The organism is Corynebacterium renale (assembly GCF_002563965.1).
GTDB lineage: Bacteria > Actinomycetota > Actinomycetes > Mycobacteriales > Mycobacteriaceae > Corynebacterium > Corynebacterium renale.
The window spans coordinates 1,945,878-1,965,878 of record NZ_PDJF01000001.1 but is presented as its reverse complement, the minus strand read 5'-3'; the positions used below and the strand labels follow the sequence as shown (position 1 = coordinate 1,965,878).

Below are 20,001 nucleotides of genomic sequence, written 5' to 3'. Positions count from 1 at the left end.
GCGTGAAAACACTACGTGTATGCGTGGCCGCAATCGTGGCTACGTTGTCTGTTGTCTTATCGGGGTGTTCGCCTAGTGCCCCAGATGACTCTGCTAGGGATGAAGTGCGTTCCGTGGATGCGGACGCTAGTAATGAGGCGCCTACTAAAAATGCACCACCAGACTTTCTGAAATCTCCACTCGTTCTCGGAGATTATCCCGATGACGACTACACCCTTGACGTGCCTGTAGTCTGTGACGAAATTCCATCCCAGTTTTTTGAGCGTGTTTTAGATTCGCGACCTCTATCAGAACCCAAGGCACTTGAATTCGTAAAGTCATCGGTCTGCGCTTTCCGTGACAAGCAGCCTGACGATTACTTTACGAAATATGAGTACTACATAGCAGCCGATATGGCGTATAAAGCTGGCATTGCCAAAGATGGCGAGATTATGTACGAAAACGTTTCTCAGCGTTTTCCCTCAATGTATACGCACCACTTTCCGGATTCTGTAGATGGGTGTACGGCGTCGATTCACACCACTCGGGGAGCGCTACGGTTGAGCTATATTCTCGGGCTGGGCGTTGGCCCGAAGCCACCGCGGCCACACGAACAATGTCCGGATGCAGTCCAAGGACTGGAAAAAATTTTGATTGAATTGGGGGTTCAATGAGTTTTGAAGTAGATCAGCAATTTATCTTCGACACGGTTCGAAGACTGCAAGCATTTCGCGCAGAGCTGAGAAAGAATTCGCGGACGACGAGACAGAACAATCTGACAAGTTTCTCTAGGGTCTCGGGGTTAGATCACTATGGCCGAATCCATGACGATGTTCTTGAACGCCACGATTCTTCAGCGAGAGGTTTGCTGGAAAAGTTTAGCCACTACGCAGAATGGGTGTCGGATACCCTGGGACGGAATACCCAGGTTGCGTTTCTGCAGGATAACCTGTTTAAAGCAGTCCTCGGCCATGCTGACGTCGGTTTTGACGCTAATGCTGAAGCCATCTCTTTTGAGAAAGCGCCACCTATTACCGCGCATCCTTTCGGCATAACACCAGCGGTGATCATTCCGCCGTTATCTTTCGGTGAGCTGGAGCAACAATTCTTAACCACGGATACGGCAGCAATGATCTCTGGCCAACAATCCTGGGAAGCAATCAACGCAGGTATGACTGATCTTGCAGCTAGGTTCACCCAGCTTGCTGGAGATGTCAACACTGTCAACACCGGCCCACAATTTGACCGAGCTTCGGAAACCCTGGCTGATGTGGCAAAACTTGCTCATAACTTCAGTCTCAATGGTGCGGGTGTGCGCAGTGGGCTTGTCGGTATGCAGGCAGCACACGGGTGGGGTAGCCAATACGTTCGGGCAGCACATGCAGCGTTAGCACTTATCCCGGTTCCTGCTGAGCGTATTGCTGCTGAACAAGCATTGCTCCAGGCGTGGCCGCCGTTGTGGTCGGTATTTGCTGAGTTTTCCCGCCCACCGGTTGAGACTCTTATTGGTGCCCCAACGCAGAACAACGGAAACGGTGGAGTTGCTGAGGCGAAGACTGATGCTGTGGCTGTGAATTCTTTCCGTGAGGCTTTAGCTGCGATGACTCCGACGAGTCAGGCAGAAATTGAGCATGTTATGCGTGCTGCACCGGAATCGGCACAGTTCTTGCGCGCGGCTGCGGAGCCGCCTCGTATCACTGGTGGTGGGGCCTTAACGGAGATCGCGTCGCTTGCACCAGCAGCGCAGTCCGCGGCGGTGCCGTCATTAGGTGGAATGACACCGGGTATTCCGGGGAGCTTGGGTCCTGTGTCCGGGACGTCGCCAAGTACGGCTGCGAATGTGGGTTCTTTACCTGGTTCTGGTGTCCTGGGAAACGGTGGCATGGGAGCGGCCGGAATCGGAGGAATCGGTCAGGGCGGCACGCTACGTGGCAACGTTGGCCCGGGAACCAGCAGGATCGGTAGTTTAGGCCACGCCGGCGCTCTTCGGGGCAAGGCGACTTCGGGGGCAGCTGGAATGAGTGGACTGCACGGCGCAACAGGCGCCGGTGGTGTTGGTTCACCGCGTCCAGGTTTTGGTGGCACCGGTTTCGGTGGGGCTGCTGGTAGTTCGGCCGGTGCTCTTGGTCGTGGATTAGGTGCGGGCATGACAGGCAACGGCACGCCAGGCACCAGCACACCAGGCGCAGGCGTTCCGAGCACTGGCGCATCTGCTTCCGGTTCCGCCTCAGCACCCCAGGGCTCCGCCTCTCAGGGGGTTCGTGGTGGCCACCCGATGATGGCTGGTGGTGCACCGATGGGAGCCGGTGGTTCTCGGGAAAAGAAGCGAATGAAGGCGGTGACGAGTGTCGTCGAGAGGCGGGGCAATCTGAAGGCTTTGTTGGGTGATGGTGATCCTGTAGTTCCGCGTCTTATCGGACGCTAACGGGAAAACACTGAAGGCCGGTACATTGCGTACCGGCCTCCAGATTTGTTCTTAATGATCAAGAGTCGGGCTAACAGGATTTGAACCTGCGACCCCTACACCCCCAGTGTAGTGCGCTACCAAACTGCGCCATAGCCCGCCGTTATCTACTTAAGACAACGAGAATGAGGTTACACCACACTGCTGTAATTTGCCTAAAAATCCAGGTGATTCCGGGTTAGGAAACATCACCGTCGGTGTAATACCAGGCTCCTTCGATGCGTCGGAAAGTGCTGCGTTCACGCTGGGAGCCTGAGGGATCACCTCTGTAGAAGGCTTCGAATTCGACCACGCCGGCGTCGTCAAGCAATCCACCATCGCGGGTATCAAGAATGTCCAACCGGTAAAACGTAATGGGCATCTGATCCAGGGCTAAGGGACCAATAGGTCGGGTCGCGGGATCCCAGGTGCGTAAGAGGTAGGGCTCGTCGTGGGTGACAAACGCGCTGAAGCGGGAACGCATAAGTGTCTCTGCGGTGGGTGCTTGGGCGCCGTCGTGATAATGCTTGCAGCATTCACCAAAAGTTAAGCCAGAACCACATGGGCACCGTCTTGAAGGTGGGAACGTCGATGTCATGGGTACTACTCTAACTCCGCAACGTAGGCGGACGAGTAGCGGATGGGAGGCCGTAAGTTATGTGCAGCTGTGATGGCTAGACTGGTACGGAAACATTCGACACAAGTAAACAGGGAGGCGCGGCGATGGCAGCGTTTGATTGGTTCTGGAAAGCGATGGGAGCGGGGACGTCGCGCAACCAAAAACGCAGCCGGGCAATCTCCGAGAAAGCTACTGGAATCATCGCTGATTTAGCGCAACTCAGCGATAAGGAAGTTGTTTCAGCTGCGCGCGGTGCGCTTGCCGATGGCAAAGTGAAAGATTCAGCGACCTTCCTCGCCGCATTAGCCGTTGCCTCTGAACGCACCCTCGGGTTGAAACCATTTCCGTCGCAGACGCAAGCGGTCCTCCGCCTCGTGGAGGGTGACGTCATACAGATGGCTACAGGTGAGGGCAAGACCTTGGTGGGGGCAATGGCCGCGACCGGGTTTGCTCTTTTGGGCAAGCGCGTTCACGTTATCACCGTGAACGACTATTTGGCCCAGCGCGATGCTGATTGGATGGGGCCACTCGTGGAGTATTTTGGCGTTAGTGTCGGGGCGATTACGGAAAAGAAGGATCATGCGCAGCGCGCCCAGGCCTACTCGTGCGACGTTGTGTACGGCCCCGTGAACGAAATTGGTTTCGACGTATTGCGCGATCATCAAGTCACTGACCGTGTCGATGCAGTGCAGCAACCCGCTGACGTTGCAATTGTGGATGAGGCGGACTCAGTGCTCGTGGACGAAGCTCTCGTTCCGCTTGTGCTTGCTGGTAGTCAGCCGGGTAAGGCGCCGACCGGTCATATCACTGCGGTCGTTGGCCGGCTCAAGGAAGGGGAGCACTACAACACCGACGAGGATCGCAGAAATGTGTTTCTCACCGAGGACGGTGCTAACCGCGTGGAGCGGGAACTTGGCATTGACTCGCTCTACAGTGACGAACACGTCGGCACCACACTGGTCCAAGTGAACCTGGCCCTGCACGCCCATGCCCTGCTGCAACGCGATGTCCACTACATTGTCCGGGATGGAAAAATTCAGCTTATCGACGCCTCTCGGGGCCGTGTCGCTGATCTTCAAAGGTGGCCGGACGGCCTGCAAGCCGCAGTGGAAGCTAAGGAAGGCCTCGATGTGACTGAGGGCGGTCGCATCCTCGACACCATGACACTCCAAGCGCTCATGCGGCGCTACCCGATGGTCTGCGGCATGACCGGCACAGCTGTAGAAGCAACCGACCAGCTGCGCCAGTTCTATGACCTGCACGTGTCGGTCATCGACCGAGATAAGCCACTCCAGCGTTTCGACGAAGCCGACCGAATCTACGCCACTATGGCAGAAAAGAATGCCGCGATCGTGCGCGAAATTGAGGTCCTGCACGGGGAGCAGAGACCAGTGCTCGTCGGCACGCAGGACGTCGCGGAATCGGAAGCTCTTGCGGAAGCATTGCGTCACCGAGGCATCGAGGTCAACGTGCTCAATGCAAAGAATGACGCCGAAGAAGCCGCGATTATCGCCGAGGCCGGCGACCTTGGGCGCGTGACCGTATCCACCCAAATGGCCGGCCGAGGCACCGACATCAGACTCGGAGGCGCAGACGGCAAAGACCACGACGCAGTCGTCGCCGTGGGTGGTCTAGCGGTGCTTGGTACGTCGCGTCACAGGACGGCGCGTTTGGATAATCAGCTCCGTGGACGTGCCGGCCGTCAGGGCGATCCGGGGCTATCGCTTTTCTTCGTGTCTTTGGAGGACGACGTAGTCGTTGCCGGTGGAGCCGACGAAAGCGTCGTTGCGCATCCTGAGGAGGACGGCCTGATCACTGCACCACGGGTCCAAGAATTTGTTGAACACTGTCAGCGTGTTACTGAGGGGCAGCTTTTGGAAATTCACGCGCAGACATGGAAATACAACCAGCTGCTGGCTGATCAGCGGGATATCATCGAAAAGCGTCGCGCCCAACTTCTGGACACCCCCAAAGCATGGCAGGAGCTCGCTGAGCGGAGCCCTAACCGTGCAGCGGAGCTTGGGGATCTTCCCACCGATGTACGCGAGCATGCAGCCCGCGAAATTATGCTTTTTCACTTGGACAACGAGTGGGCCGAGCACCTTGAGGTCATGGATGACGTCCGTGAATCCATCCATTTGCGTGCAATAGCCCGCGAGACTCCCATTGACGAGTACCACCGAATCGCGGTGCGCGAATTTAAGGACCTAGCTCAACGGGCAGTCGACAAAGCAGTGCAGACCTTTAACACGGTGCTTATCGACGCCTCCGGTGCCCACCTTGATGATGAAGGCCTTTCGCGTCCTTCTGCAACGTGGACCTATATGGTTTCCGACAATCCCTTGTCGGGAGGCAACTCCGTTATTTCAGGCATAGGTAATATTTTCCGTTAGGAAAAACGTCGCCCTGGTTGCCATGATGGATTCTTCCAATGCTTCTGTGCAATTACAGTGGTGTAATCTCATAAGCGGCCGGCGACAATCTAAAAAGTCGCTATTATGGTAGCCATCGTACTTACCCGTCTGAAGCGGAGGATAAATAGATGAGCAACGAGCAGAACAACCTGGAGCCTCAGCAGGTCGAAACCACGTCAGTTTTTCGTGCCGATCTCCTCAAAGAAATGGAGTCGGGTGCTGCATCCGCGCCTGCACAGGACAGTGCAGATAATATTCCGGCAGGCGCCGCTCTGCTGGTGGTCAAGCGCGGGCCTAACGCTGGTGCCCGCTTCCTTCTAGACCAGGAAGTCACAACTGCGGGACGTCACCCTGAGGCGGACATTTTCCTCGATGATGTCACCGTTTCTCGCCGTCACGCAGAATTCCGTCAGACTGACGATGGTGAATACGAGGTTGTTGATGTGGGATCGCTGAACGGGACGTATGTCAACCGCGAGCCACGCAATTCCGAAATTCTTTCCACCGGCGATGAAGTTCAGATTGGCAAGTTCCGCCTAGTGTTTCTGGCTGGTCCAAAGAAGTAATCTAGTTCAACATTCGGTGAGCCCGTAAGGGTTATCTAGGCCGGTGTACTCGTCGGGTGCACCGGCTTTGTGTCAGAGTAGGTAGTTATCGTGAGCGCAGTGTCATCGTCATCCGCGGCGCAATCCCGGACGTCGACCAAAACCACCAAGCCCAAGACCGTGTCCATTGGGATTGTTCTTGAACAACTCAAGGCAGAGTTCCCCGATGTTACGGTGTCTAAGATTCGATTCCTTGAATCTGAAGGTTTGGTGTCTCCATCGCGTACCGCTTCGGGGTACAGGCGGTTTTCTGAAAGTGACATCAACCGTTTGCGCTATGTTCTCACGGTCCAGCGCGATAATTACTTGCCTCTGAAAGTTATTCGAGAGCAGCTTGAGGCCATGGATGCGGGTAACGTCACTCCGTTGGCTTCTGCCGGGGTCATGGTTGCACCGGAAAACTTTAAAGCACCGGCACCTGTCCGCATAACAGACTCTGATTTAGCGGAGCAAACTGGAACCTCGCCCGAGTTCATCGCAGATATTGTGGCGAATAAACTGATTAGCCCCGATGCTGCCGGATATTTCGGGCCCGACGATGTGAACGTTGTACGGCAAGCGCATGCCATTGCAGAATATGGGTACGACATGCGCCATCTGAGGACCGTTGCGCAAGCAGCACGACGTCAGGCCGACTTAATCTCAGCTGCGGTCCGGCCGGTTGCGCAAGCACACGACGATGTTGCACATGCTCGTGCTGAGGAGCTTGGTCAGCAACTTTCTGCCCTCATGGTGTCGTTGCACGGAGCGTTGCTTAAAGAAGCCGTACGGAAAGAACTGGGATAAATGGGTAAGCCTGTAGCATTGAAGATTTACGGCGCCAAAGTTCTTGGCCCCGAAAATTTTTCCTGCTGCGTGCTGGGTTGGGAAGAAGAAGCCAGGATAATCCCCGTATGGATAAGCCCAGCACAAGCCGCACATATTGAGGCGCGCATGTCTGGCCACGAACCTCGAAGGCCAGAGATACATGAAGTCGCGGGGCACATTATTCGCAATTTCAGTGATGAGCCAACTGTGACGTTGACAAACTATTTCGAGGGAGTGTTTGTAGCGACGCTAAATCTTGGCAACGGAAAGTCCTTCGACCTCAAGACCTCGGACGCCATCATCTTATCTCTTGAGCTCGATATACCGTTGTACGCGGATCCAATAGTATTGCGCGAAGCATCGCTTTTCATTCCCGCCGAAGAGATGGAAGAGACCCTGGGATTTTCCATCGCTAAATCCGAATCAGCGGAAGAAATAGGGGAATCCTTCGACGCCGACGAGCAAGGGACCTCGAGTGATTTTGAGGAGTTCATGAAGAACCTCGGGGTCTCTGAAGAAGATTTTAAACTCGATTCTGAAGAAACTCCTGGGACTAATGAAACTCAAGAGGACAGTGGGGAAGAAGGGGTATAACCTTAAAGTTGAGGTTGATGGTTACGGCGTGTCGCACGATGTTTAAGTAAACCTGTTTTACAGTTGAGACATTGCGCGCGACATGGCGTACACTTTTCAGCAACATCAGTTTAGGGAGAAATAATGAGCGAACAGGCGTCTAACGGAGTACAGGCAACACTCTTCGACGTTGGACCATCCGACGAAGTTGGATACCGAGTCCCCATCGCCTGCCAAGTCGCTGGCATTACCTACCGGCAGCTCGATTACTGGGCACGCACCAATTTGGTGAAGCCATCTATCCGCAGTGCACGCGGATCTGGCTCCCAGCGCCTGTACTCATTCCGGGACATCCTGGTCCTCAAAATCGTTAAGCGTCTCCTCGACACTGGTATTTCATTGCAGAATATCCGCCAAGCGGTTGAGCGTCTGCGAGATCGTGGCGTCGAAGATTTAGCTGGTATTACGCTCGTATCTGATGGCGCAACCGTGTATGAATGCCGGTCCGCCAATGAAGTTATCGATCTTTTGTCCGACGGCCAAGGCGTATTCGGTATTGCAGTCCCCGGGATTATGAAAGAACTCACCGGCACCATCGCAGAATTCCCGGCAGAATCCGTAGAACCAGAAGCGCCCGCTGTTTTTGGCGTCGACGAACTTGCTGAACGTCGTCGTATGCGTAACTCTTCTTAAAGCACGTTCGCTTTTACTCCCCGAATACGCCCGAAACCCGCGCAAAGGTTTCGGGTGTTGCTTTATTTGCTGCCAGCTGCGTCACGGACTGAGCACTCTCCGCAATAACTGGGTCAACCGGGGCAGAACCGAGATGCACCACATCCAGCATCACTTCACCCATAGCTTGGACTTCGCCGAAGCGCGCCGCAAAATCAGCATCCGACATTGACTCAGGTACGGATCCCGTAGTTACGAGGACAACCCGCACAGGTTGCTTCGTCTCGTTGCTGTAGGTGCTTGCTGCCTCCGCAGCTGCGAGCAACGACGTTCGTGTTTGAGGAACTCCGCCCGTACCCCAGCGTGCAGCAATTTCACCAGCGTTTGCTTGTCCGAAACTAGTGTTCACGCGCCATGGTTTATTAACGCCCTCGTTTAAAGGGGAGGAATAATTCCACACTGCTATCGGCTTGCCTTGAGCTTCAAGCTGAGCGGCTGAAGTACCCATTCCTGAGGCAATCGATCCCAACCATGGCGCTGCAGCCTCAGAAGTGTCGATTAAATACAGGGTAGCGACTGGGTTGTTGCTTGGTGCAGGCACTGCCTGGTGGTACTCGGTGGTGATGGATTCTGCGGGGAGGGCGTCGATAAGCGAGCGTGATACCCGCAGTATTTCTTCACTTTCAGGGGACGCACTAGTGGCAGCTAAAGCCCAGGCTGAGACGGGAATGTCGGCGCCAGGAATCTCTTGTCCAGAATCTGTGGTCACGAAAGGACGCCCCGATGCTCGGGCAATTTCTGCGGTGACGAAGCGATCGCGGTGCAGGAGGTTGTCGGCTTCGGCGGAGGAATGCGCTAAAGCTTTCGCGGCGGCAGCAGACGCTTGCGGTAGATCTACTACTGGGTAGACAACCTGGGCAGCGGGAGCTTCAGTGGTATCCGGTTCGTGGAGGAAAACAGGCGTAGTTCCTACAACAGTGCTGTCAACGGCTTCTCGTGAGGTGTGGGCGAGAGAAGGAGCAACGAGGATAGCGGCCTTCTGCACATCGTCAGTGATGACGGGCTTGAGGCAATAGTCACGCACTGTCCCCATGGATTCAAACGCGGAAATCACTGAGTCAGCTGCGCCTTGACGCCACTGTGCAACCGGGATCTCTATGGTTCCCGCAGGACAACTGTTTTTGAAGGCTGCGTCAGAAGCTTGTTGGCGTTCACGCGCCCCGTCCCAGACCCACGCCGCTGTCACAGAAATGGCGACGACGACTAGCGCCACGAAAATCCACGGGGCTATACGTAAAGGACTGTGGTCAGCCCGGTGACGTGACACTGCATACTCCTTTTAGAACAGTTCATATCTCAGCCGTAAAGCGCTTCTTATTTTACAGGGGAGCCGCACCTGCCCTGAAGCCCGCGGCGCAACCATGGTTTATGCGTTTTGTTCGTGGGTCCAATCTGAGACCGTGCCCACGTATTCCTCAATGATGTCCTCGAGAGTGACCACGCCCTTCATCTGGCCGTCTTGGATCACCTGCGCCATGTGAGCAGACTTGACGTGCATCGTATGGAGGGCTTCGTCGAGAGCCATCGTCGCATCAATGGAAATCAGTGGGCGGATGTCCTCACGGGGGATAATTGTATCCGGGTCATCGGTGGCTAGATTTCCTAGGACATCCTTGATGTGAACGTAGCCGAGATAATTGCCGTTAGGACCAGTTACGGGGAAACGCGAAAAGCCGGTTGAGACCACAAGTTCTTCGAGGTCACCGAGCCGTGCGCCACTGCTACCGTCTAGAGTTCGTACCTCGTCGCGCGGGATAAGCACCTCGGTGACAAACCTGTTCTCTGAGCGCAACGCTTTGTTCAGGCGGGCATGTTCTTCAGCGTCAAGGAAACCTTCAGCACGAGATTCAGCGATCATCGACGCTAATTGCTGCTGATCCACCGTGGAGTCAAGTTCATCTTTTTGCTCCACGCCAAAAGCACGAAGGGTGATACGTGCGATCCAGTTGAGGAAAGCCACAAGCGGACGCGTGAGTTTAGTCCAGATGATAATCGGGTGCGACAACCACATTGCCAATGATTCAGGCCCTGCGATCGCAATATTTTTCGGGACCATCTCACCGAAGAGAATATGCAAAAAGGTAATCAGGCCCAGAGCGATGACAAAAGAAATCGGGTGAATCAGGTTCTCTGGGACCCCAAGCGCCAGGAATGGTTCCTCAACATAGTGAGCTACGGCAGGTTCAGCGACTTTCCCCAGCACCAGTGAACAGATAGTGATACCCAACTGGGATGCCGCCAGCATGATTGACAGGTGCTCGGTGGCGTAAAGTACCCGCTTTGCCGCAGGTTTACCCTGGGCAATAAGGGCTTCGATGCGGTCCTTGCGCGAAGATATGAGGGCGAATTCGCTGGCGACGAAAAAAGCGTTGGCAAGGAGGAGCCCGGCGATGAGGATAATGGTCATCCAAATGCTCATGCTTCATACTCCTTTGCTTGTTCATCAGAAATTGGCGTGAATAGCGCTTTATCTACCCGACGCTCTTCCATGACTGTGACCTTGGCAATCCACCGACCGCCAGCGTCTGGGTGGAGCGTTTCAATGAGGTCACCTTCTTCGGCAGGTAGCAATGCGATGTCGCCTTCTTCCGGGATTCGTCCGAGAGTGGCCATGATGAGTCCGCCGACAGTCTCGTAGGGGCCGTTAGGGGAGCGGTATCCTACTGTTTCTTCAAGTTCATCGAGTCGGGCTAGGCCCGATACTTCCCAGCTGGTTCCCATCTGGAAGAAGTCGCGTTCGGCGAGTTGATCATCGTGTTCGTCATAGACTTCGCCGACAATCTCTTCGACAACATCTTCAATGGTTACGATGCCTGCCGTGCCGCCATACTCATCGGCGACGAGCACAAGTTGGGACCCAGCGGATCGCACGGCCTTCAACACGGCATCGCCGTCGAGGGAATCCGGAATAGTTGGAATTTCCCGCGCTAGGGATCCAACAGTGGTCCAAGATCGGTCATCGTAGGGAACCGAGAATGCATCCTTAATGTGGACAACGCCTACCGTTTCATCGAGGTCACTTTCGACAACTGGAAAACGGGAATGTCCAGACTCGATGGCAAGCGAAATCAATTCGGTGACCGTCGAATCTGTTCGTAGAAAATCCACCGTGGAACGAGGGGTCATCAAATACTGCGCGGTTGAGTCACCAAATTCGAGGGAGGCCTCGAGCACATCTGCTGTAGCAGAATCGATGGAACCACCCTCCACAGAGTTGCGGACAAGCGAGGACAACTCTTGTGGTGAACGTGCAGACGCGAGCTCATCGGATGGGTTGAAGCCCATCTTGCGAACAACCCAGTTCGCCGACGCGTTCATCCCTTTGATGAACCACTTCAACGCAACATTGAAAGCATTGACAGGAGGCACGACGAAGCGCGCCACAGTCAGCGGGTCGGTGATAGCCCAGTTCTTTGGCACGAGTTCGCCAAACACCATCGACAATGTGGTGGCGACGACAAGCGCCAGAATCAGAGCAACACTTGAGGCGGCCGATTCACCTAAGCCCACTAACTCAAGTGCTGGAGTGAAAAATTGAGCCAGCACAGGTTCTGCTAAGAAGCCCGTCGCCAGCGTGGTGACAGTAATGCCAAGCTGTGCGCCCGAGAGCGTAAAGGAAAGATTCTTGAAGTCGCGTGCGACTGCGTGTGCTCGCCTATCGTCCTTTTCCTTGAGATGGTTTTCGACGGTGGATTTTTCCAATCCTGTGAGGGCGAATTCAATAGCCACGAACAGGCCTGTACTGGCTGTAAGCAGCACAAAACCCACCAGTGAGAGGATACTTATAAGGATGTCCATGATTGTTGCTATATTCTAACGCTTTTTACTACGGGGCGTAGTATTTGCGCTAGTACGGCGTGGGCGGCTCTTAGCAGATTTGCCGGTGCTGTTGCCGCGCCCTCCGCCGCGACGGGTGTGCTTCTTCCCGCGATTCCGATCGCCACCGTGCCGCGTCCGCTGATGAGAGCTTTGAGCCGTTTCCTCGCCAGGGCGTTGCGATAGCGGTTGACCACTTGGCTCACGAGCCCCGGTAATCTGGGTAAGCGCTGGGCTGGCGGCGTCTACCTTAGTTTCCGTAGCGTTCACTCCGGCTTGTTTCAGCAGCTTCCGCACATCTTTAATCTGCTCCGGCATAACTAACGTCACGACGGTGCCACTGTCGCCGGCACGCGCGGTCCGCCCCGCACGGTGCACGTATGCCTTGTGCTCAGCAGGAGGATCAATGTGAACCACCAGGCTCACACCCTTAATGTCGATGCCGCGGGCGGCGATGTCAGTGGCCACGAGAACGGGACTAGCGCCCGTCGTGAAGCGATTAATCGCAAGCGCCCGTTGATTCTGGCTCTTGTCGCCGTGCAAACCTACTGCATCGATCCCGGCGCGCCGCAGCTTTTTCACCTGTCTATCGACGGCATGTTTGGTGCGCATAAACATGACAGTGCGGCCATCACGCGCTGCGATACGGAGAACGACATCGTTGCGCGACGGTTTATCGGCGACGGTGAAGAGATGGTGGTCCATTGTTTCCACGGCGGCTTCGCGCACCACAGTGGAATGCTGCACCGGGTTATGAAGGAAGCGGTCCACGAGTTTTTTTACAGCGTTGTCCAGCGTGGCAGAAAAGAGAAGACGCTGTCCTCCTGCCGGAGTGAGGTTGAGAAGAGCCTGCACTTGCGGAAGGAATCCCATGTCGGCCATCTGGTCAGCCTCGTCGAGCGCGGTGATCTCCACTTTGTCGAGGAAAAGCTTCCGCTGATTAATCAAGTCCTGCGCACGACCGGGCGTAGCCACCAAAATGTCCACTGGACGAGCAAGCGCCGTTATATGCCTTTTGATCGGCACGCCTCCTACAACGTCAAGGACGCGGAGATTCATCGCATGCGCGGGATCGTCGAGGCGTTCGCGTACCTGAGCGGCGAGTTCGCGGGTGGGGACAATAATAAGACCCCGTGGGTGAGCGGGTAACGATGGGGAATTGCCCAGCAGTTGGATCATCGGGAGGCCGAAAGCGAACGTTTTCCCTGAGCCAGTTGGCCCTTTGCCTAGGACGTCTTTGCCCGCTAGTGCGTCAGGAATCGTGGCCGCTTGAATCGGCATTGGGGTGCTGACCCCGATTTTGGTGAGCTCACGGATAATCGGTTGAGCTAGGCCGAGGTCAGAAAAAGAAATCACCCCCGCCATAGTAGGCGAAGGTGAAGTTCAGATGGAAATAGTGGTCTATGCCTCGATTTCGGTGCGGTCGCCGGACCACAGGGTGTGGAAGGTGCCTTCGCGGTCAACACGCCCGTAAGTGTGCGCACCGAAGAAGTCACGCTGACCTTGGATCAGTGCGGCCGGCAGGCGGTGGGAACGTAGCGAATCGTAGTACGACAATGAAGACGCGAATACTGGAATTGGCAGACCAATCTGCGTTGCAGCGACGACGACCCGGCGCCATGCGTCCACGGAGTCTGCAACTTGCTGGGTGAAGTAAGGGGCAAGCAGCAGGGACTCGACATCTGGGTTCTCGTCGTAAGCCTCTACGATGCGGTTCAGGAACTTTGCACGGATGATGCAACCGCCACGCCAGATGCGTGCCAAGTCGCGCGGGTCCACGTTCCAGCCGTGTTCTTCAGAACCAGCGGCGATTTCGTCGAAGCCTTGCGCGTATGCGACCAACTTGGAAGCGTACAGGGCGCGGCGAACGTCCTCCACGAAATCTTCGGTCTTAATTCCGAGATCTGCCAGGGTAGTGGTGTGTCCTGCCGGAAGTTTGTCCTGCGCTGCTGCACGCTGAGACGCAGCGCTAGACAGTGCACGGGCAAACACGGCTTCGCCGATGCCAGTAACGGGGATGCCCAAGTCCAGGGCCGCCTTCACGGTCCAACGACCGGTGCCCTTCTGGCCGGCTTGGTCAACAATGACGTCGATGAATGGTTTACCGGTCTCTGCATCAACTTGCTTGAGCACTTCAGCGGTAATCTCAATGAGGTAGGAATCGAGGTCTCCCTCATTCCACTGCGCGAAGATGTCGGCAATCTCGGCTGGTTCCAAGCCTGCGCCGTAGCGTAGCAGGTGGTATGCCTCGCCGATGACCTGCATGTCTGCATACTCGATGCCATTGTGGACCATCTTGACAAAGTGGCCTGCGCCGTCTGGGCCGATGTGGGTGCAGCAGGGGGTGCCGTCAACCTTCGCGGAGATGTCTTCCAGCAGAGGGCCGAGGGATTCGTAGGACTTCTCGGTACCGCCAGGCATAATAGAGGGGCCGTTCAATGCGCCTTCCTCACCGCCGGAAATACCGGTTCCGACGAAGTGTAGGCCTCGGGCAGAGATTTCTTTCTCACGGCGAATAGTGTCTGTGTACAAGGCGTTTCCGCCGTCGACGATGATGTCGTCTTCTTCCATGGCATCGGCTAGCTGCTCGATGACAGCATCGGTTGCTTTACCTGCCTGCACCATGATGATCGCGCGGCGTGGGCGCTCCAAGGAAGCGACAAATTCCTCGATTGTGGAGGATGGAATGAAGTTTCCGGTATCCCCAAATTCCTCCATGAAGGCGTCCGTCTTGGCGGTAGTGCGGTTGTACACCGCAACTGTGTGTCCGTGATTAGCAAAATTACGTGCAAGGTTTGAGCCCATGACGGCAAGACCTACGACGCCGACATGTGCTTTCTGCTCAGGAGTAGTCATAGGTTATATCGTACACGCACAAAAGCACCTTGCCCGCAATGGTCGCACCATTTTGCCAGGTGTAAAACCGCTACTGCGGTACCACCACCTAGATGTAATTGCGGCGACGACAGAATACGTAAATGATAATTACGCTGAGCAGCATCAACCCTAATGCCATCGGGTAGCCGAACAGCCAATGCAGTTCTGGCATTGTGTCGAAGTTCATGCCATATACACCAGCGATCAAAGTAGGCACGGAGATCATCGCGACGATGACCGATAAACGTCGCATGTCCATATTCTGCTGCAGGCTCACCTTGGCTACGGCGGCGTCGATAAGCGAGCTCAGTCGCTCGTCGAACTGTGAAACCTGGTCGCGAGCAATCGTCTGGTTGTCCAGGACGTCGCGGAAGTACGTGCGCAATTCCTCGTTGACTACATCGCCCTGGTGGATAAGTACGTTCAACGCCGCTCCCAGCGGGGAGATTGCATGGCGCATCTCTAAAATTTCTCGCTTCAGCTGGTAAATCGGCTGAATGTCAAGATCGGAGTCAGGGGAGAAGACGTCCTCTTCGAGGCTGTCGACGGCGTCGTCAAGACTGTCAACGATCGTGTTGTACTCAGACACGATGTGGTCAGCGACCTCCCACCCTAGAGCGATAGGGGTGTGTTCCTCATTTTCCATGTTCCGATCAAGTCGATCAACCAGTCCGGGGACAGGTTGGCCATGGTGAATGGTCAAGATGAAGTCCTTGCTGACTACCATCTGGACTTCACCGGTTTGGATAATGTCACGAGAGTTGCGAACTTCTTCAGAATCCGAATACGTAATCGTACGCAGCACGAAGAAAAGCTGATCCTCATAACGTTCGACCTTAGGGCGCTGGTGTGCTTGCACGGCGTCCTCAACGATGAGCTCGTCAATGTCGAACATCTCCGCAATCTTTTCCATGTGCTCTTCGGCCGGGCTATGAACGTCTAACCAGACAAAACCTCCCGAATCGCGCACCTCGTTGAGCGCACCCTGCGGGCTAAATTCCGTGGGCATGCACACGCCGTCACGGAAGACACGACACCGGCCGATCGTTTCCTCAACGGTCAGTGGAGTCCACGCAGGTTTGGAACCCTTCGCAGATTTTGCGGCAGCAGGGCGCGAGGCCTTGAGGACTCGGGGAATAGGGCGAAGAGTCGGTCGCGAAAGCGAACTCCGGTTCTTTTGTGGACCCTGATTGCGGGGGTTGCGCTGCTGCATAGGCAGTCCTTCCTGTGAAGGGTAAAGCCCGGATACGGGCCTAAGATAAGCCAGCGCTCTAGCACAGTGTGGCGTAGAACGAGGCGCCTCAAGCATCATAGGTCACACTTTCGCCTATGGCATACTTGTGCCTATGCGCACCTGGAAAGAGATTACTGCAGCAAACCCCGATCACTCTCACAATTACGCCCGACGCTGGCGGTCCATGGCGCAACAAGGAAAAGATATTTATGGGGAAGCACGGCTCGTTCACGCATTAGTGCAGCCAGGTTCTACCATCTTGGATGCTGGGTGCGGTACTGGCCGGATTGCAGGATGGCTTCAGGACCATGGACACCATGCTCATGGCTCAGATGTGGATCCGGTTCTCATTGACTACGCACGCGAAGACCACCCGGACGCCACGTGGTTCGTGGGGGACTTAGCGCAAGACTCACTCCCGCACGACACGTATGATGCAATCGTCTCCGCGGGTAATGTGATGGGTTTCATCGCCCCAGAAAGCAGACAATTCGTGGTCGATAACCTTGCGGCTGCCACCAAACCTGGCGGGCGGGTGATCGTAGGTTATGGCTCGGGACCAGGGCGGGATTGGAGCTTTGGCAGTTTCCTGGAGATGGCCGAGAACGCTGGTTTGCAGCAGGAGTTTCTGTTTTCGTCTTGGGACGTCCAGCCGTTTACGGACGATTCCACTTTCATGGTGGCGCTGCTCCGTAAACCGGCAGAATCGGGTCTTGTGGAAGGGGCGGAGGCGCGTCCAGCGACAATTGCTAGCGCCGGCTTGCTACAACACCTGCGCCCGCTGACGTAAATATCCGGGCAAGGGAGAACCCCTGTTCCGTGAGCGTCTTACCGAGCTAACGGAACAGGGGTTTTACTTCGCAGTGTAATCTCGCTGCGAGAGACGGCTTACTTACCGTTGAAAGTGCGGGTTTCGCGTACCTCGATTGGCGCCTCTTCGTTCTTAGTCAGTTTAGCCAAGCGTTCAATTGCGGTACGTGCATTTTTCTGGCGCTGCGACGTTTCCAAGTTGTAGCGCTTCCGGCTCAGTGCATTCAGGCCCCAAGCCCACGCAGCTGTGAAGCGGTTGCGGTAACCCACCAGGTACATCACGTGAACCGCCAACCAAAGGATCCAGCCGATAAAGCCAGATACCTCGACCTTGCCCATCTTTACGACAGCAGAGAAGCGGGAGACCGTCGCCATCGAACCCTTATCGAAGTACTCGAAGTCACCGAGCTCTGCTGGATCCTTGCCATCGGCTGCCAATGCGATCGCATCCGCGGCGTACTGGCCACCCTGAATTGCAACCTGGGCCACGCCAGGCAGGCCATCCAGGTTGATCATGTCACCGACGATGAAGATATTCTTCTTATCGCCGACAGTGAGGTCCTTGTTAACCAAGACGCGACCACCACGGTCAGTTTCGGCGCCCACCTGGTCCGCAACAAGCTTGCCCAGAGGGGAACCTGCGACACCTGCGGACCAAATCTTAAAGCGGCTGTTGATGACGTGCTCTTCGTCGCCAGTCTTGTAGGTTACCGAGTCTTCATTGACGTCGGTGACCATAGCGTTAAGCTTGACTGTTACGCCAATGCGCTCGAGTTGACGCTGAGCCTTGCGGCCGAGTCGCTTACCGAATGGGGGAAGGACCTGGGGAGCGCCGTCGAGAAGCACAATCTTTGCGGCGGAAGGGGAGAAGTTGCGGTAGGACCCCTGCAAAGTGCGGTGTGCCATCTCTGCAATCTGGCCGGCGAGCTCGACGCCCGTTGGGCCAGCGCCCACGATGACGAAGGTCAGGATGCGTTCGCGCTCAGCAGGGTCGTTGATGAGTTCAGCGCGCTCGAACGCGTCGACGATGCGTGCGCGAATCTCCAGGGCGTCATCGACGCTCTTCATGCCCGGTGCAAATTCTGCGAAGTGGTCATTGCCAAAGTACGACTGGCCTGCACCTGCTGCCACGACCAGGGAGTCGTAGGAGTAAGTGCGTTGATTATCGCCGAGAGTCGCGGTCACGGTCTGAGACTCAACGTCAATGTCCGTGACTTCGCCCATGACGACGGAGGCATTGTCTTGGTCCGAAAGGATCTGACGGGTAGAAGGCGCGATCTCGCCGGCAGCGAGCATGCCCGTTGCTACTTGGTAGAGGAGAGGCTGGAAGAGGTGGTGGTTGGTGCGGTCAATCAAAGTGACGTCGACGTCAGCGTTCTTCAGCTCTTTGGCTGCGGTAATGCCGCCGAATCCTGATCCGATAATGACTACATGGTGGCGGTCACTATTGGGGCGATGCACGGTTTCTGCCATTTTGGTTTATGTCTCCTAGAAATAGCGTGTGAGTGTGAAGCTTTCTTTAGTACGTAGTGTACCGCCCCAGCAGTATGGCCGTACTGCGGGGGTGTAGCTCTGATAGAGAGCTTAGTCTTTCAAGTCCCCTCGGCTTGCCTTCGCCTGAAGTGTGGGGTGTGGGGTTATCCTGAAGTCCGCGCAAACATACAATCTGCACCTCGCAGGAACATCGCGGGCGCGCTCGTGGACTGAAAGGACTGTGTCAATGCCAACGATCCCGTCATTGCCTATCCTTGACTCTTCACGCCCTGATGACGCCCACCTTTCGCACGTCGATCCGAAACAATGGCCCGGCGTGGCGCACGTTCCTGATTCGATCGGGATCACTGTCCGCGCCCGGCTAGCAGAAGCAGCCTTTGCCCGAGCGTGCGCAAAAGCAGGCTTATCGACGGACCCTTCCGGCAACCCCGATGTCGAAGTTCTGCACGAAGCGCTGTTTTATCGCATTGCAGAGTCAGGTTGGTTAGGGTTCGCCGAATCTTGGATGGCGGGGGAATGGCGGGCCGAAAATCTGGCGCATGTCCTAGAGAAACTCATCAGTGTGGGCTACCAGCCTCGGACTGTGACGCGGTCGAAGGTGCGGCCAGATGAATCAGAAGAAGCTGGCGAGGGTATTATTCCCCCGGCTCTTGTCGGACTCACTTCTTTTGACGGGCTCAGCGTCCATGGCGGCATGTTCGCCTCTGGAGTCCCTACGACCGTTCGAACCAAGGTCTCGGAGAGCACCTACGCTGACGTCACGGAATGGTCTGCACCCGTTGACGTAGAGCGCGCAGATATTCGGGATGCACACGCTCGCGCCGTCGAGAAGCTCCTTGACGCATGTGAAGTTCGTGCTGGCACCCAAGTGCTGGAGCTTCCCGTTCACAGTGGCGCCGTGACGGCTGCGGCTGCCCAGCGACGAGCAATCGTGGATGCGATGACTACACGCCGCGAATTGGCCTCCTGGTTAAAGGAGCAACTGGTCCTACAAGGCGTCGATGACGCTGTGCACATAGGGGTAACCGAAAAGACTATTCCCGCTAAGCTGAGTAGTCGCTATGATGCCATTATCTCCACAGAGCGATACGAACTATTGCCACCACGAGATCGGTCGCGCATGCTGGCAATAATTGACCGCACTCTTGCCCCCGGTGGGCGAGCAGGGCTGCAATCTTTGGTTGCGCTGCCAGCACTGAATCAGTCCGGAATCAGAAGTATGGATGCAATTCGTGCATACATCTGGCCCGCCCTGTCCTATCCTCAGCTAGACCAGGTGCGACAAGACATTGCTGCGACAAGCCGTTTATACATCGAGACAGAGAATCACTTTGGCATCCACTACGCCTATAGTGCGGAACTCCAAGCAAAGCTTTTCGTAGGCAACGCCAGAGAGGCCGCAGCGGAAGGATTTGATTCCGTCTTCCGCAAACTCTGGGAGTACTACTTTGGAGTCAAGCAAGCGCTGTTGAACCTGCAGATGATTGACGCCGTGCAGTTTACGCTGGCCACCCGTTCCCCTCGTACGCGCTGAACCCCATGAGACGCAGGCGCGGTGACACTGAGCTGTATGCTCTGTGTCACCGCTAAAAATAGTG

At 55.8% G+C, this 20,001-nt stretch carries 17 protein-coding genes and 1 tRNA gene; 9 read left to right on the top strand and 9 right to left on the bottom strand.

From position 1 onward, the window contains the following. Window positions 1–113 precede the first annotated feature (113 nt). Window positions 114–653 carry a hypothetical protein gene (locus tag ATK06_RS09210; RefSeq protein ID WP_098389231.1) on the top strand — a complete coding sequence of 180 codons (540 nt, stop codon included), beginning with the start codon at window positions 114–116 and terminating at the stop codon, window positions 651–653. A gap of 224 nt (window positions 654–877) precedes the next feature. Beyond that, a complete protein-coding gene (locus ATK06_RS09205; protein ID WP_098389230.1) occupies window positions 878–2,404 on the top strand; it encodes a hypothetical protein in 1,527 nt (508 codons plus the stop codon). 65 nt (window positions 2,405–2,469) lie between these two features. On the opposite strand, the gene ATK06_RS09200 is transcribed toward ATK06_RS09205, so the two are convergent. Both ATK06_RS09200 and ATK06_RS09195 read right to left on the bottom strand, forming a co-directional pair. Beyond that, window positions 2,470–2,543: transfer RNA gene (locus ATK06_RS09200), tRNA-Pro, on the bottom strand. 78 nt (window positions 2,544–2,621) lie between these two features. After that, window positions 2,622–3,020, bottom strand: a complete 399-nt coding sequence (locus tag ATK06_RS09195) for a YchJ family protein (RefSeq protein ID WP_048381765.1) — start codon at window positions 3,018–3,020, stop codon at window positions 2,622–2,624. Between the two features lie 125 nt (window positions 3,021–3,145). On the opposite strand from ATK06_RS09195, the gene secA2 reads away from it, so the two are divergent. The 5 genes from secA2 to ATK06_RS09170 all read left to right on the top strand — a co-directional run bounded on the left by secA2 (window position 3,146) and on the right by ATK06_RS09170 (window position 8,133). Continuing rightward, entirely contained in the window at window positions 3,146–5,434 is a 2,289-nt protein-coding gene (gene secA2 / locus ATK06_RS09190) for an accessory Sec system translocase SecA2 (RefSeq protein ID WP_098389229.1), read from the top strand. A gap of 149 nt (window positions 5,435–5,583) precedes the next feature. Then, a complete protein-coding gene (odhI, locus tag ATK06_RS09185) occupies window positions 5,584–6,021 on the top strand; it encodes an oxoglutarate dehydrogenase inhibitor Odhl (protein WP_048381761.1) in 438 nt (145 codons plus the stop codon). 90 nt (window positions 6,022–6,111) lie between these two features. Further along, entirely contained in the window at window positions 6,112–6,846 is a 735-nt protein-coding gene (gene ftsR, locus ATK06_RS09180; RefSeq protein ID WP_098389228.1) for a transcriptional regulator FtsR, read from the top strand. Beyond that, the gene (locus ATK06_RS09175; protein WP_048381758.1) at window positions 6,847–7,461 is read left to right on the top strand and encodes a bifunctional nuclease family protein; all 615 of its coding nucleotides are present in this window, start codon (window positions 6,847–6,849) and stop codon (window positions 7,459–7,461) included. Between the two features lie 123 nt (window positions 7,462–7,584). Beyond that, window positions 7,585–8,133: a MerR family transcriptional regulator gene (locus tag ATK06_RS09170; RefSeq protein ID WP_048381756.1), complete on the top strand. Its 549-nt coding sequence runs from the start codon at window positions 7,585–7,587 to the stop codon at window positions 8,131–8,133. A 13-nt stretch (window positions 8,134–8,146) separates the two neighbouring features. Here the strand turns inward: ATK06_RS09170 and ATK06_RS09165 are convergent, their stop codons facing one another. The 6 genes from ATK06_RS09165 to corA all read right to left on the bottom strand — a co-directional run bounded on the left by ATK06_RS09165 (window position 8,147) and on the right by corA (window position 16,078). Further along, window positions 8,147–9,439, bottom strand: a complete 1,293-nt coding sequence (locus ATK06_RS09165; RefSeq protein WP_098389227.1) for a hypothetical protein — start codon at window positions 9,437–9,439, stop codon at window positions 8,147–8,149. A gap of 99 nt (window positions 9,440–9,538) precedes the next feature. After that, window positions 9,539–10,591 carry a hemolysin family protein gene (locus ATK06_RS09160; RefSeq protein WP_098389226.1) on the bottom strand — a complete coding sequence of 351 codons (1,053 nt, stop codon included), beginning with the start codon at window positions 10,589–10,591 and terminating at the stop codon, window positions 9,539–9,541. After that, window positions 10,588–11,970 carry a hemolysin family protein gene (locus tag ATK06_RS09155; protein WP_098389225.1) on the bottom strand — a complete coding sequence of 461 codons (1,383 nt, stop codon included), beginning with the start codon at window positions 11,968–11,970 and terminating at the stop codon, window positions 10,588–10,590. The genes ATK06_RS09160 and ATK06_RS09155 overlap by 4 nt, the downstream gene beginning before the upstream one ends. A 15-nt stretch (window positions 11,971–11,985) precedes the next feature. Then, complete coding sequence (locus ATK06_RS09150; protein ID WP_098389224.1) at window positions 11,986–13,344, bottom strand: DEAD/DEAH box helicase; 1,359 nt, start codon at window positions 13,342–13,344, stop codon at window positions 11,986–11,988. A gap of 45 nt (window positions 13,345–13,389) precedes the next feature. Next, window positions 13,390–14,844 carry an NADP-dependent phosphogluconate dehydrogenase gene (gene gndA / locus ATK06_RS09145; RefSeq protein ID WP_098389223.1) on the bottom strand — a complete coding sequence of 485 codons (1,455 nt, stop codon included), beginning with the start codon at window positions 14,842–14,844 and terminating at the stop codon, window positions 13,390–13,392. A gap of 88 nt (window positions 14,845–14,932) precedes the next feature. Then, window positions 14,933–16,078 (bottom strand): magnesium/cobalt transporter CorA, encoded by a 1,146-nt coding sequence (gene corA, locus ATK06_RS09140; RefSeq protein WP_098389222.1) that lies wholly within the window; start codon window positions 16,076–16,078, stop codon window positions 14,933–14,935. 133 nt (window positions 16,079–16,211) lie between these two features. Between corA and ATK06_RS09135 the strand changes: the two genes are divergently transcribed. Next, complete coding sequence (locus ATK06_RS09135; RefSeq protein ID WP_083986207.1) at window positions 16,212–16,889, top strand: class I SAM-dependent methyltransferase; 678 nt, start codon at window positions 16,212–16,214, stop codon at window positions 16,887–16,889. 98 nt (window positions 16,890–16,987) lie between these two features. Here the strand turns inward: ATK06_RS09135 and ATK06_RS09130 are convergent, their stop codons facing one another. Next, a complete protein-coding gene (locus ATK06_RS09130) occupies window positions 16,988–18,382 on the bottom strand; it encodes an NAD(P)/FAD-dependent oxidoreductase (protein ID WP_098389221.1) in 1,395 nt (464 codons plus the stop codon). A 247-nt stretch (window positions 18,383–18,629) separates the two neighbouring features. On the opposite strand from ATK06_RS09130, the gene ATK06_RS09125 reads away from it, so the two are divergent. Further along, window positions 18,630–19,937 carry an SAM-dependent methyltransferase gene (locus ATK06_RS09125; RefSeq protein WP_048381745.1) on the top strand — a complete coding sequence of 436 codons (1,308 nt, stop codon included), beginning with the start codon at window positions 18,630–18,632 and terminating at the stop codon, window positions 19,935–19,937. Window positions 19,938–20,001: the final 64 nt, after the last annotated feature.